Source organism: Halostagnicola alkaliphila (genome assembly GCF_055379965.1).
In genome coordinates this window covers 99,135-111,449 of record NZ_AP043827.1, presented here as the reverse complement: position 1 = coordinate 111,449, position 12,315 = coordinate 99,135, and the positions used below count along the sequence as shown (strand labels likewise).

Below are 12,315 nucleotides of genomic sequence, written 5' to 3'. Positions count from 1 at the left end.
ATCACCGGAATGTTTATGCGTGGCTTCGTGGGCAGTGTATCGCGAGTGACCATGGAGAACGTCAACAGTGCGCAGGTCGAGTTCGAGGAGCATACCGACGGAGTCTACCTCGCCGACCTCGCCACCGGCCGACGGGCGTGCATGAAATACTGGCGGATCGAACCCGGGGCGACGCTGCCGGTCCACCGCCACGACAACGAGCAGATCGGGTACGTCCTCAGCGGCTCGCTGATCGCCTTGATCGACGGCGAGGAGATCCCGCTTTCGACCGGTGATTGTTATCGCTTCCGGAGCGGGGAGCCCCACGGTACCGAAAACAGGGAGGAGGAGCCGGCCGTCGGTATCGGCGTCCTCGCACCGCCTCGGGAGCGCCCGGATTGGGGTCGCTGACTCGCCCGGACGATGGTTCTCCGCGCTCGAACAGCGACCGGTTGAAGTCATCCCAGAGGGACTCGAGCGCCGTGAGACGATTGAGGCGAAGCGAATTCGTCGACCTACCGCCGAACATGATGTGCTTTCGCCGCCAGCTACGAAAAATTTGAGATGTCTGGAGTTGCCGGTTACTCGACGACGACGTCGCCGACCGCGTCGTGTTGGGACTGGTCGAGGTAGACCTCCATCTCCTCTTCGGCGACGAACTCGACGGTCTGATTTTCTCCCGCTTCGTCGACGAACCCCGAGCGAACGTACGTGTTCCACTCGTTCGTGTCTCCGCCGGAGGCGACGACGAAGTTGTGGCCGGGAAGGGGTTCTCCCCACTCTTCGTCCTCGAGCCGACCGATTCCGTTCTCCCACTCGACGGCGTACGTTTCGCCCGCCTCGAGTTCGAGCGTGGGATTCGCTTCGTCTGCGATTTCGTCGGGTGCCTCGCCGACCCACTCGCCCTCCTGAAGCGTGAGCGAGTAGGTTTCGACCGGGTCGCCGGGCTCTATCGCGGACAATTCGATCGAAACGTTCTCGTCACCGCCGTCGATCGTCACCTCCTCTGTGACCCGTTCGTGCCCGTACGTCCACACCTCGAGTTCGTAGTCGCCGTCCTCGAGCATGTCGAAGCGGGCTCTGGCCGGCTCGAAGTCCTCGTCCGGATCCGGGCGCGCCGCGATGTCGGAGAACGAGTGCATGTCCTCAAGGAAGACTTCGGCTTCGAGCGGGTCGCCGTCGCCGTCTTCGACGTGGACGTGCAGTTCGTGGACCTCGTCGGGATCGACCACTTCGATCGGGCCGCGCATCTGGACGGGGTGTGGTTCGCAGTAGTATTCCGCCATCTCCGATTCTGCGGTGAACGTCAGTTCCTCGAATTCACCCTGTTCATCGAGCATCGACGTCGCTTCTAGCGCGTCGCCCTCGTCGTCGGCGAGGACGAAATTGTGGTGAGAGCCGTCGCCGTTTACCCAGACGACTTCGTGCTCTTCGCCCTCCAGTAATCGGAGTGTCGGACCCGATTCCCCGTCGATCGCCGCGGGGGCGACGCCGATCCAGCCGCTGACAATTCCGAGCAACGTGAACGTTCTGCCGTCGACGTCGTTCTGTACGGCCGGGAGTGGCTCGTTCAGATGTTCTCGATACGCACCGGCCGTACCCGTGATCGCTGCCGTTCCGGCCGCCGCTGCTGTTCCTTTCAGTACTCCTCGCCGTGTCAGTTGGTCGTGTGAGTTATCGTTCGTCATTGTTGTGTGATTGTCTGGTAGATCCGGTTGCTTTCACTCAGCCATCGAGAATACGGCGAGCGTATCGCCGCGTTCTCCCTGACGGAGCCAGCCGCTTCCCCCGACCTGGATGGCGATGTACTGCGCCCCCGCGTCGGGGTCGTACCAGCTCATCGGCGAGGCGCTGATCGGGACGTCGAACTCGTACTCCCAGAGCCGGTCGCCGGACTCGCCGTCGTACGCGACGAACGTTCCGTTCTGGGTGCCGTTGAAGACGAGTCCGGTCGACGTCGCCATCGAACCGCCCCACATGTACTGTTCGCTCTCGATCCAATCGCGCCAGACGACTTCTCCGGTCGTCGGGTCGACCGCGACGAAGTTGGTGATAGAGCCGTTCCACTCGTCGGGGTTCTCGTCGGCCGGATCGTCGAGACCGCCGCCCCAGTAGGGTGCGCCCTCCGTGTACTCTTCGAATCGCCAGTACAGGTCCTGCGGGAAGTTCTGGTGGACGAAGTACGCGAGTTCGGTTTCCGGGCTGTAAGACGGCGGTTGCCAGTCGTTCCCGCCCGGTGCGCCCGGAACGAACGGAACGCGCTCGTCTTCGCTAATGTGCGGGATCATCTCCCACATATTGATGTGCTGGCTACACTCCTCGCTGCGTTCGTAGAGGTGTCCGTCGTCGGCGTCCATGATGTAGACCCAGCCGGTCTTTCCGGAGCCGAGCACGACGTCCGTTTCCTCTCCGTCGATCTCGAGATCGTTCACCAGCACGCGTGGGGCCGCCGAGTCGTAGTCCCAGACGTCGTGTGGACTCTCTTGGTACCCCCACTCGATCTCGCCGGACTCGAGATCCATCGACAGCGTTCCGCAGGTGGGAAAGTTCGGGCCCGGCCGAACCGTTCCGTCGAAGTCGGGTCCGGGGTTACCGATCGGCGAGTACAACATGCCTCGCTCCTCGTCGATCGTCGGCGTCATCCAGCTCGTTCCACAGCCGTGGTCTCGACTGGCCCCGATCCACTCGTCGTCGGGGAGCGTATCCGACTGCCAGACGGAGTCTCCGCTCTCGGTGTCGAGCGCGGCGAGGAATCCGAGAACGCCGTATTCGCCGCCAGCGCTGCCGGTGTATACCGTCTCGTCGTACACGACCGGTGCCCACGTCGCGGAGTAGCCGACTTCGTGATCGGCGGTCTGGGTGTACCACTCCTCCTCGCCGGTGTACCGGTCCAGCGCGACGACGCCCGAGTCGAGCGTCGTCATGTACACCTTGTCGCCGTAAACCGCGGCTCCTCGATTGTTGTCGTCACAACACAGCAAAACGTCGATCGGCGGGGCGTAGGTGTAACTCCAGAGGATCTCGCCTTCTCTGGCGTCGATCGCCTTGATGTGGTTCGGCCCGTTCGTCTGGTACATCACCGGCGGATCGCCGGGAACCACGATCGGCGTTCCCTCCATGCTCGAGCCCGTTCCAACCTGCATCTCGTACTCGAGTTCGAGGTCGTCGACGTTGTCAGGTGTGATGACGTCGGCGGTTGTGTTTCGCTGTTGTTTGTACCCGCCGCCGTACATCAACCACGCTTCGGGGTTCTCGGCGGACTCGCTGAGCATTTCCTGGGTTATGTCCTCCTCGGGGATGCGGTCGGCATCGTGGTCTTCCGTCACCGAATCGTCCGGTCCGCCGACCAGCGTATAGCCGTCGTCGATCTCTTTCAGTTCGATATCTCGTGCGGCCTGAACGGCCCTGTCGTTGCGTAGTGCCATGGATTATCACCGAAGTTTGCTTGCGGCGCGGATGTCGTCCGTGACGTAGAAGACGTCTCTCATCAGCTCTTCCTGGCTGACGATCTGGATCGCGGCCCCGGCGGTGAGCGCCGCAGGCAACTGTCCGTCGGTCAGTTCTCTCTCGTCGTCCGTGGCGGCGATGTCGCACGCGGCGGTCGTCGTGACGTACAGTCCGCCGAGCATCGCAGCGGTGTGCCAGTTTGCGTCGTCGAGGATTCCGTCGGTAACGATCACCCTGTTTTGCCAAAGGTGACGATCCAATCCGCGGATCCACAGGAGCGCTCCGCCCGCAGCGCGTTGGTGCAACGGCGGGACGTTCTCCGTGTCGAACTCGACGTCCTTCGGGATCTGATTCGACGGTACCCATCGAGCGAGTCGCTCGTTAGTGTTCACGATCGAAGCGAGGAGAACAGTTTTCTCCTCCTCGTCGAACCCGAGTTCGTCGAGCCCCGTCGAAAGCGACGTCGAGAGGAGTAACTCTCGAGCCGTATACTCGACGTGCTCGGGCGTGAACTTCGGAAGGTACGCTTCGATCCCTTCGAAAAACCCGGTCTCGACGAGGTGGTCGTAGACCCGCCACCCGGGTTGTGCGACCGACTCGTACAGCCCCTCGGGCTCGTCCGGAACGCCCGCCGCACGGACGTCGGGGAGACGAGCGATCTCGTCCTCGAGGGCTTTTCGCTCCCGTTGGAGCAATTCGCCATCGAGGCTGTCCGAAAACGCGTCTCTGATCTCTCGCCCTCTCGAAACGAACTTTGAATCTGTCTTTGCGTCGAGTGTCGCCGCGAGACCGTCCCACGTCACCGGCGTCTCGGCGGTCTCTTCGACGCCGAGGTTTCGCGCCAGATCGCGTCGGTCCGCCATCGACATTTCCGGCCTCATGCTTGTCTGTGACATGTTATCACTCCAAGGCCAGCCTTCCAGCAATCAGCTGATAAACATTTTCGAAGTATTCGTGTACTACAGGACAGGCTAGGTGTTCGATACCTGCCATCACTGTCGAGGTCCTACTGGCCTGTTGACCGATCGGTCCCACGCCGTTCGTCGTTCGACGCCGGAACTCGTTAGCAACGCTCGAGAATCGATATCAGCCGTAATCCCGATGCCGCGGGGATAGAACTGCTCGTCCATCGTGCATACGGTCGAAAACGGCAACATAACCCGGTCTCCGCTTTGCGCGGGTCGCTCGAGGCGATGCCTACTGTCTGTAACGCGACGATTCGAATACTGTAACCGACAGATATTCACTGCTCCGTTGACACTCGGTCGTGTCCGAGCGATTCCGGTCGTCTCGAGTGTCGGTTGGTCTCGAGGCCGGGTAAGTTAGCCTGACGATACTATCTGTAACGATTACCACGGGGCCGTTTTATGGTCCTCTACGGTGTGGGGGGAATTCGCATGGTCGACACAATCAGTCTCGAGACGGCGAAGGAAGTCATCGACGCGGCCGAACAGCGCGCAGAAGAAATTGATAACCCGATGGTAATCACCGTCGCGAACTCCGAGGGAAACCTCATCGCCCAACACCGGATGGACGACGCGTGGCTCGCGTCGGTTGACATCTCGCGAAACAAGGCCTTCACCGCGGCTTCGCTAGATATGCCCACACATGAACTAGCCGAGCCATCAAAACCGGGTGAGTCGCTGTACGGCCTCCAGAACACAAATCAGGGCCAGATCGTCATCTTTGGCGGCGGCTACCCGCTGACGCGAGACGGCGAGATCGTCGGCACGATCGGCGTCAGCGGCGGCGCCGTCGAACAGGACATGGACGTTGCGGAGGTCGGCGTCGACAAGTTCGACGAACTCACCTCCTAACGGCCAGGTGCGGATCTCACCGGGAATCAGTCTATCGCCCTCTCTGGAATCGACCGACGAGGCGGTCCGGGGATACAGCCACTACTCCGTCCGGGACGCTGTTCGCGAGTGACGGCCCGCGGATGCCGATTGGCGTTGACTCGGATCATCGCGGGCCGCAAATGCACGGCACACGGTCAACACCCACCCCGTCGTAGGACGGTTCGAATGACAGCTAGCGCTTGTCCGCAGTACGAGGTCGTCATCGTCGGCGGCGGGCCCGCCGGACTCACCACAGCACTGTACACCACGCGTCTGGGCCATCGAACCGCCGTTTTCGAAGGGGAAGGTGGTCGACACGCGGCGGTCAACCACGTTCACAACGTCTTCGGGATTTCGGAGGACGTCTCCGGTCGGGAACTGGCCGATCACGCTCTCGAGCAGGTCGAAACCTACGGCGGGGACATCTATCTGGACGTCGTTGAGCACATCGAAAAGCGGGACGAAACAGCGTATCCGTTCCGTCTCGAGGCCGCTCACGCGACGATCGAATCGAAACGCGTCGTTCTGGCGACCGGATTTCGAGATCACAGTCCCGACGTGCCGGAACTGCAGCAGTTCACCGGCCGCGGCCTGTACTACTGTTTGCACTGTGACGCGTACGCGCTCGGCGACGGCTCGGTGTTCGTCCTGGGTCACGGTCACGAGGCCGCCCACGTCGCGATGACGATGCTCAATTTCACCGACGACGTCGACCTCCTTCTCGACGGCCGCGAACCGGAGTGGGACGACGATGTCGACGAGCAACTCCGCGCCCATCCGATCGAGCGCGTCGAACCCAAAGTCGTCTCGACGTACACCGCCAATACGGACGACGAACGGTTCGGCGGGCTCTCGTTTACCGACGGGACGAACCGCGATTATCTCGGCGGGTTTGCGATGTACGGGATGACGTACAATACCGCGCTCGCGGAAGGGCTCGAGTGTGACCTCACCGACGACGGCGCGATCGACGTCGACGAACGCCGCGAGAGTAGCGTCGACGGAGTCTACGCCGTCGGAGACGTCACGCACGGTCAAAATCAGACGTCGATCGCGATCGGCGACGGCGCGCACGCGGGGATCGCACTCCACAAGGACGTTCGTCAGTTTCCGAAGTCGCTCGAGACGATCGAAGACCTCGAATCGGACGAAACAGATTCCGCGGAAACGGCGTTTTCCGTGCCTGGAAGCAGTCCGGAGCTTCGAGCGCGGATGCGGCGGATGCGAGACCGGGAGACGAACCCGGGTCTCCGTGGACCGCCGCCGGACCGGTGACGGAACGGTCGTCATCGATCCGCACATCGCTTTGTCGCCGCCGACCACGATCTTCACTCCCGCTGCCGACCGCGATCTCTACCGTCACCGACGTTCACCGACCCCACCGTCTCGCCACCCTCCATCGGCCCTACAGTCCCGCAGAGTTCGCTACTTTGCACGTGGCCGCCGTGCACTGTCGGACGTATCCCACTACCCGCAAATAACCTCACACATGTTCACTTCCACGATCCCGATGTCGACGACACGTACCGATACCGGAACGCTCCCCGGCGGAATTTCGTACGCAAAAGTCGGCGGCGGTCCCCGAACACTCGCCGTGTTGCCCGGATTCGGCGACGCGATGTTTTCGGGGACTTACCCGCCGCTTTCGTCGTTGACCCTCGCGCCCTACTTCTCGCGCTACCTGGACGAGTACACCGTCTACGTTCTCAGCCGTCCGCGCGGTCTGGCGCCGGACTACGACGCGAAAGATGCGGCCGAGACCCACGCTCGAGCCCTCGAGTCGCTATCCGATTCGAGTTCGTCGATAGACGTGATCGGCATTTCGATGGGCGGGCTGATCGGCCAGGCGCTCGCCCGTCGGAAACCGGAGCTCATCGACCGGCTCGTGCTCGCAAACAGCGCCTCTCGGCTCGCCGATGATGCAGTCCCGAGCGTCGAACGCCTCGAGAACCTCGCCCGCGACCGCGACTGGTTTCGGATCCGTTCCGAACTCGCTCGAGCGATGTTCGCAGATGGCCGAGCCGTCGCGTACCCGCCGATGATCCGGACCGTCGGTCGGCTCACCCTTCCGCGGCCGGCGGTGGCCTCGGACACGTGGCGGTCGCTCGAGTTCGTCCTCGATTTCGACGCCTCGGACGAACTCGCCGAGATCGATCAGCCGACCCTGGTTTTCGGCGGGGATCGCGATCCGTATTTCACCGAACCGGTCCTTCGGGAAACTGCTGAGACGCTGCCGTCCGGGGAACTCTCACTGGTCTCGGGTGCAAAACACGGCGCGTTCCACGAGCGCAAGCACACGTTCGATCGGCGGGCGAGGTCGTTTCTCGAGCGATAGCCGCTGGGCTGGGGACAGTCTTCACACCGTCCACAATGTCTACACCGTGTACAATGTGTGAAATACGCAGAGCGTGTGAAATGCCCAAAACGCACAGAGCTTGTACAACGTGAGGGGTGCGTACGCGTTGAGAGTTGACAGTAACCCTCACATTCTGGCGCATCTTGCCGGTTCACGTCCTCACCTGCAAGCCTGTTGCTTATCGAGTGAACTGGACTCACACGACACAGAGGACCATGAGTGTTGATTCAACAGAAGACCTGTTCCTGAGCGGGTTGAAACACGCGTACTACACGGAGCACCGCCTCGTCGACGCACTCGAGGAATTAGAGAGCACCTCGACGCGAGAGGAACTGAAGTCCGGATTCGCCGAGCACCAATCCGAGACGGAGAACCACATCGACCGGCTCGAGCGGGTGTTCGAGCAGGCAGGCGAATCACCCGAGCAAGCGGAAGACCCCGTCGTCGAAGGGATGATCGAAGCCCACGAGGAGTTCCTCGACAAAGATCCGAGCGACGACGCATTGGATCGATTCAACATCGCCGCAGGACAGAAGTCAGAACACTACGAAATCGCCGTCTACGGAAACCTCATTCCGATGGCCGATCAGATCGGACTCGACGAGGCCGCGGACCTCCTCGAGGAGAACCTCCGGGAGGAACAGGACGAACTCGACACCCTCTCGGAATACGGAGAGGAGTTCGACTACGGGGAACTCACGCAGTCGTCGTAATCGAACGAAGCGGTCGTTTTCGGTGCTCCACGCGGAGCTTTCGTTCTCGAATCGGCCCGACAGCACCCGAAACTACCTAACGCCGTAGCAACTCGAGCTACTCGTCTGTTCTCTCTGGATGGTTGTTTTCCTGGTCGCTGTCGCCCGACTGTTCCGGATCGTCGTCAGTCCTTTTCGCGGCGAGCCAGAAGTACGCTACGGAACCCGGAACCGCGAACACGTACGCGATTCCGAGGCCGATAGTGAGCGGATTTCGACCGGCGAAACCGATGAGGACGACAAGCACCGGGCCGACTAAGACGAGCGTTGTCGTGATGGGATTCACGCCGAGTTGATAGGCGCGTCCGACGACCGGAACGGACTCGAGACCCACGGTCATTCGAACCCCCGAAGGAGTACCCGGACGGTGACCATCACCGGAATAATCTCGAGTCGCCCGATCCACATGCTCGCGATGAAGACGAATTTGACGCTCGTCGGCATGCTGGCGCTCGTGATATCCGCCGATAATCCGACGTTCCCCTGCGCGCTCGCGGCTTCGAAGAGGACTTCGACGAACGGGTATCCACCGTCGCCGGTCGGCAACGCCACGAGCGAGACGAATATTACGGCGACGAGCGTGACGATCCAGAGGAACCCGACGATTGCGGCCTGGTCAAACTCGGACGCGGATTGTCCCGCCGTCGCATCCGCGTCCTCTCGAGCGATATCGAAGCTCCGCTCGTCGTCTTCGTGGAAGTAGCCCGTGACCGAGAAGACGACCCCTTTCGTCAGCGAAATCGCTCGAACGAGTTTGATGCCGCCGGCGGTCGACCCGGCAGCGCCGCCGATCACCATCGCCGACGAGAGAACCAACTGGCCGGCGATCGGCCACTGGCCGCCGATGTCCGTCTCCGTCTGGAAGCCGGTACACGTTAGCGCGGAGACCAGTTGGAATCCGCCGAACTGGATCGCCTCGAGCGGCGGATCGATCGCGGCCAACAACAGGATGACGAGGCCCGACCCGCCGACGACGAGGACGAAGAGCCACTGCGTCTGTGCGTCGCTTACCAGCGTCCCGACTTCGCCCTGCAACAGGTGGTGGTGAACCGCGAACGAAATCGCCCCGAGCAGCATGACCGGAACGATCACCGCTTCGATCCGCGCCGACCCGTAGCTCGAGATTCCGTCGTCGGTGACGACGAACCCGCCGGTAGAAATCCCTGTCATGCCGTGATTGAGGGCGTGCCAGAGGGGCATTCCGGCGAGCCAGAACGCGACGATCGCGACGAACGTGAACAGACAGAAGATCCACCAGACGAGTTTAATCGTTTCCTGCGTATCCGACCGGAGCGAAGAGACGGCCCCTCGTTCCTCGTAGAGCGAAGTGAACGCGTCGCTCTCGGCGGTCAACGCGATCGCCGCGGCGAGGACGACGACGCCGATTCCGCCGACCCACTGCATGAGCGACCGCCACCACTGGATCGTTCGCGGGAGGTCGTCCTCCGTTTCGGCCATCGTCAATCCCGTTCCAGTTACGCCGCTCATCCCCTCGAACAGGGCGTTTATCGGCGACTGGAACGCCTCGAGGCTCGGCGTGAGAGCCGGGGTGGACATTACCTCCGGTCTCACAGCCACCGTCCACGCGATGAACAGTATCGGCAGGGAGCCGTAGACCCCGGCGAGCAACCACGCGAGGGCCGCCGAAACGATGCCGTGAACTTCCTCGGAATCTCCCGGATCGCAGAATCGAAGGAGTCCCTTCCCGCTCGCACCCGTGAGTAGGGCCGCGGCGACAATTCCGGGGACCGCGTACCATTCGTTCCAGATGACGGCGATGACGATCGGCGTCGCCATGAGCACCGCAAACAGCGACAGCAACGAGCCGAGGTTCGAGCCGATGATCTCGACCGACTCTCGCATTAGATTCGGTACGAGAATCCCTCCCTTGATGCTTCTCCCTGCCAGTGACGATTCGAACATTCCTCGTCGACTTGATTAGTACGAAACCTACTGCGAGACAATCATCTGTAGGCCGTTACTCGACGTCGCTCCCCTCGATCGCGGCGGGTAACCCGGTAATTCCGCCGCCGATGATCGCCACGTCGACGTCCAATCCGTTCTCTACGGGTTCGTACTCCGTCGTCGGCGTCGTCGCCGACCACAGCGACTCGGCGTGGGGGAATCGGGGATGATCTCGTTTACCATGGGAATCAGCACCCGTTGCTATCTACACCGATCGGATCGAATCCGAGATCGTTCTCGGAAACCCGTTCGTATCGACTCCTCACCCGGCGAGACGCGCGAACGCTTTTCGGATGGTCGAATCGTCCGCCATCGCCTTGAGCTGTTTTTTAGTTTGTTGTTCTTCATCCAAACTCTGGTCGAGCAGATGCCGTACGTCCTGGTTCATCTCGAGCTTTCGAGTGAGCATGATGAGATTTTCGTAACCGGCGATCTCGAGGTGCTCGGTTTTGACCGCCGCGCCGAGGTCGTGAAGATCGCGCATATCCTCGTCGTCGCCCGCCACTTCGAAGAATTGCTCCCGCTCTTCGACGAGCGCGTCGAAGGTGGGACTGGGGCGCTCCTCGGGAGGTTCGTTGATGATATCGAAAATCTCCTCGAGTCGACCGGCCTGTTCTTTGGTCTGTTGGCGGTGCCTGTCGATTCCCTCTCGAAGATCGTCGTCGACGATGTCGGCACGCATTTGCTCGAGGATATCGACGAGCTGCTTTTCGATATAGTACATCTCTCCCAAGTGGTAGACGAACTTCTCGTAGAGCGTGTCGATAGTCATAGTGATCCTCTCGATGCCCGCTACCTCGAGGACTCTCAAAAGCGTTTGCGGGGGTTCGATTGAAGGTCAGACTGGGATACCTAACGGACGATCCGCCAAATCGACCCATCAATTACTACGTCAGTAACGCCCCGAGTGAGCCGAGACCGTCTTCTCTCTGTTCGACGGGTCGTAAATCCAGGTGCAGACTGATTGCGGAAAATCACGTTCCACGGTATCCGACTTGTGGATACCATTAATGCGCGGCTCGAGGTTCGTTCATCGTAACATGGCATACGGTACCAATCCCGGAGAACGATACAGTTACGGCGAGGTGAGTAGTGAAGACCGGCGCGAATTTTTGAAAGCACTCGGCGCTGTCGCCGGTGCGGGCGCGATCGGTGCGACGTTGAGCGATCTTCGCGCCGAAGTTTCGACCGGCGCGACCGGCGAACTCGCGGAGATGGGCGAGGCGATCCGCGCCGGATTGACAGGGTCGCTCGATGCGGCGCTGTTGAACACGGAACTGTCGGCACTCGCGGAGCGATTCGAGAAGCTCCCCGAACTCGAGGCGATGGGAATCCCCGAGGCGGGGTCGTCGGCCTACGCGGAGTTGACCGAGCCGGCGTGGGCGATCAACGAGCATCTGGCGGACGTCAGCTTCTTCGCCAGTGCCGAGGAGAACCTCCCGGCGTTCGAACCGGAACATATCGAGACGACGACGCGCCAACTGTTGAATATCGAAACGTTGCCTGCGACGCTTTCGGAAGTTGGCTTTACCGAACCAGAGCAAACGGCACTCGTCGTCAACATCGTAAACACCAGAGAGCAGCTCTCGTGGTGGATGCCGACGGTCGACTATCCGTCGGCAGAAGTCGCCGAGGAGGGCGTTGTCCACGAGTACGTGGCGCCGCTCCATCAGCGATCCGCCGAGGGCTCTCTGCTGTGGATCGACGGGTTGGACAACTTCCTCTGGCAGAACGAGGTGTTGCTAACCGATCAGATGATCGACCGCGGGCTGTGGGACGTTAAGTCGATGCTCGGCGGCTACTATCTCATGGGCGCCGCTGCTCGAGACCTCGCCGAGGGATCGATCGCGGACGAACACCTCTCGACGCTGATAAGCGGAAGCTCCGCGATCATGATCATCGGCCAGGAGTTCTTGATCGACGACGTGATCCGAATTACCGGCGACAAACGCGCTCCGCTCGGGGCGTCCGGGTGATA

General features: G+C 61.4%; 13 protein-coding genes. 6 read left to right on the top strand and 7 right to left on the bottom strand.

What is annotated here, in order from left to right; all coding sequences use genetic code 11:
* Positions 1-51 precede the first annotated feature (51 nt).
* On the top strand, positions 52-390 hold the full coding sequence (locus ACZ5C7_RS22570) for a cupin domain-containing protein (protein WP_464378836.1): 339 nt from the start codon (positions 52-54) through the stop codon (positions 388-390).
* A 170-nt stretch (positions 391-560) separates the two neighbouring features.
* Here the strand turns inward: ACZ5C7_RS22570 and ACZ5C7_RS22565 are convergent, their stop codons facing one another.
* The 4 genes from ACZ5C7_RS22565 to ACZ5C7_RS22550 all read right to left on the bottom strand — a co-directional run bounded on the left by ACZ5C7_RS22565 (position 561) and on the right by ACZ5C7_RS22550 (position 4,556).
* Positions 561-1,667, bottom strand: a complete 1,107-nt coding sequence (locus ACZ5C7_RS22565) for a cupredoxin domain-containing protein (protein ID WP_464378755.1) — start codon at positions 1,665-1,667, stop codon at positions 561-563.
* Between the two features lie 33 nt (positions 1,668-1,700).
* On the bottom strand, positions 1,701-3,404 hold the full coding sequence (locus tag ACZ5C7_RS22560) for an outer membrane protein assembly factor BamB family protein (protein ID WP_464378754.1): 1,704 nt from the start codon (positions 3,402-3,404) through the stop codon (positions 1,701-1,703).
* Positions 3,405-3,410: 6 nt separating this feature from the next.
* The gene (locus tag ACZ5C7_RS22555; RefSeq protein ID WP_464378753.1) at positions 3,411-4,322 is read right to left on the bottom strand and encodes a hypothetical protein; all 912 of its coding nucleotides are present in this window, start codon (positions 4,320-4,322) and stop codon (positions 3,411-3,413) included.
* A gap of 96 nt (positions 4,323-4,418) precedes the next feature.
* Entirely contained in the window at positions 4,419-4,556 is a 138-nt protein-coding gene (locus ACZ5C7_RS22550) for a hypothetical protein (RefSeq protein ID WP_464378752.1), read from the bottom strand.
* A gap of 267 nt (positions 4,557-4,823) precedes the next feature.
* On the opposite strand from ACZ5C7_RS22550, the gene ACZ5C7_RS22545 reads away from it, so the two are divergent.
* The 4 genes from ACZ5C7_RS22545 to ACZ5C7_RS22530 all read left to right on the top strand — a co-directional run bounded on the left by ACZ5C7_RS22545 (position 4,824) and on the right by ACZ5C7_RS22530 (position 8,333).
* Entirely contained in the window at positions 4,824-5,243 is a 420-nt protein-coding gene (locus ACZ5C7_RS22545) for a GlcG/HbpS family heme-binding protein (RefSeq protein WP_464378751.1), read from the top strand.
* Positions 5,244-5,450: 207 nt separating this feature from the next.
* A complete protein-coding gene (locus ACZ5C7_RS22540) occupies positions 5,451-6,539 on the top strand; it encodes an NAD(P)/FAD-dependent oxidoreductase (RefSeq protein ID WP_464378750.1) in 1,089 nt (362 codons plus the stop codon).
* Positions 6,540-6,774: 235 nt separating this feature from the next.
* Positions 6,775-7,599, top strand: a complete 825-nt coding sequence (locus ACZ5C7_RS22535; RefSeq protein ID WP_464378749.1) for an alpha/beta fold hydrolase — start codon at positions 6,775-6,777, stop codon at positions 7,597-7,599.
* Positions 7,600-7,835: 236 nt separating this feature from the next.
* Complete coding sequence (locus tag ACZ5C7_RS22530) at positions 7,836-8,333, top strand: YciE/YciF ferroxidase family protein (protein WP_464378748.1); 498 nt, start codon at positions 7,836-7,838, stop codon at positions 8,331-8,333.
* A 97-nt stretch (positions 8,334-8,430) separates the two neighbouring features.
* Here ACZ5C7_RS22530 and ACZ5C7_RS22525 read toward each other — a convergent pair whose 3' ends face one another.
* The 3 genes from ACZ5C7_RS22525 to ACZ5C7_RS22515 all read right to left on the bottom strand — a co-directional run bounded on the left by ACZ5C7_RS22525 (position 8,431) and on the right by ACZ5C7_RS22515 (position 11,109).
* A complete protein-coding gene (locus ACZ5C7_RS22525) occupies positions 8,431-8,712 on the bottom strand; it encodes a hypothetical protein (RefSeq protein WP_464378747.1) in 282 nt (93 codons plus the stop codon).
* Positions 8,709-10,235 (bottom strand): TrkH family potassium uptake protein, encoded by a 1,527-nt coding sequence (locus ACZ5C7_RS22520; protein WP_464378746.1) that lies wholly within the window; start codon positions 10,233-10,235, stop codon positions 8,709-8,711. Before ACZ5C7_RS22520 ends, ACZ5C7_RS22525 begins: the two co-directional genes overlap by 4 nt.
* A gap of 364 nt (positions 10,236-10,599) precedes the next feature.
* Positions 10,600-11,109, bottom strand: coding sequence for a YciE/YciF ferroxidase family protein (locus ACZ5C7_RS22515; RefSeq protein ID WP_464378745.1), 510 nt, complete (start codon positions 11,107-11,109; stop codon positions 10,600-10,602).
* Positions 11,110-11,377: 268 nt separating this feature from the next.
* On the opposite strand from ACZ5C7_RS22515, the gene ACZ5C7_RS22510 reads away from it, so the two are divergent.
* Positions 11,378-12,313 (top strand): twin-arginine translocation signal domain-containing protein, encoded by a 936-nt coding sequence (locus ACZ5C7_RS22510; RefSeq protein WP_464378744.1) that lies wholly within the window; start codon positions 11,378-11,380, stop codon positions 12,311-12,313.
* The last annotated feature ends 2 nt before the right edge of the window (positions 12,314-12,315 follow it).

Bases quoted from the DNA above. Each gene is read 5' to 3' on its own strand.
- ACZ5C7_RS22515 (WP_464378745.1), bottom strand. From the start codon at position 11,109: ATGACTATCGACACGCTCTACGAGAAGTTCGTCTACCACTTGGGAGAG.
- ACZ5C7_RS22530 (WP_464378748.1), top strand. From the start codon at position 7,836: ATGAGTGTTGATTCAACAGAAGACCTGTTCCTGAGCGGGTTGAAACAC.
- ACZ5C7_RS22535 (WP_464378749.1), top strand. From the start codon at position 6,775: ATGTCGACGACACGTACCGATACCGGAACGCTCCCCGGCGGAATTTCG.
- ACZ5C7_RS22545 (WP_464378751.1), top strand. From the start codon at position 4,824: ATGGTCGACACAATCAGTCTCGAGACGGCGAAGGAAGTCATCGACGCG.
- ACZ5C7_RS22565 (WP_464378755.1), bottom strand. From the start codon at position 1,667: ATGACGAACGATAACTCACACGACCAACTGACACGGCGAGGAGTACTG.
- ACZ5C7_RS22540 (WP_464378750.1), top strand. From the start codon at position 5,451: ATGACAGCTAGCGCTTGTCCGCAGTACGAGGTCGTCATCGTCGGCGGC.
- ACZ5C7_RS22525 (WP_464378747.1), bottom strand. From the start codon at position 8,712: ATGACCGTGGGTCTCGAGTCCGTTCCGGTCGTCGGACGCGCCTATCAA.
- ACZ5C7_RS22555 (WP_464378753.1), bottom strand. From the start codon at position 4,322: ATGTCACAGACAAGCATGAGGCCGGAAATGTCGATGGCGGACCGACGC.
- ACZ5C7_RS22560 (WP_464378754.1), bottom strand. From the start codon at position 3,404: ATGGCACTACGCAACGACAGGGCCGTTCAGGCCGCACGAGATATCGAA.
- ACZ5C7_RS22510 (WP_464378744.1), top strand. From the start codon at position 11,378: ATGGCATACGGTACCAATCCCGGAGAACGATACAGTTACGGCGAGGTG.
- ACZ5C7_RS22570 (WP_464378836.1), top strand. From the start codon at position 52: ATGGAGAACGTCAACAGTGCGCAGGTCGAGTTCGAGGAGCATACCGAC.
- ACZ5C7_RS22520 (WP_464378746.1), bottom strand. From the start codon at position 10,235: ATGCGAGAGTCGGTCGAGATCATCGGCTCGAACCTCGGCTCGTTGCTG.
- ACZ5C7_RS22550 (WP_464378752.1), bottom strand. From the start codon at position 4,556: ATGGACGAGCAGTTCTATCCCCGCGGCATCGGGATTACGGCTGATATC.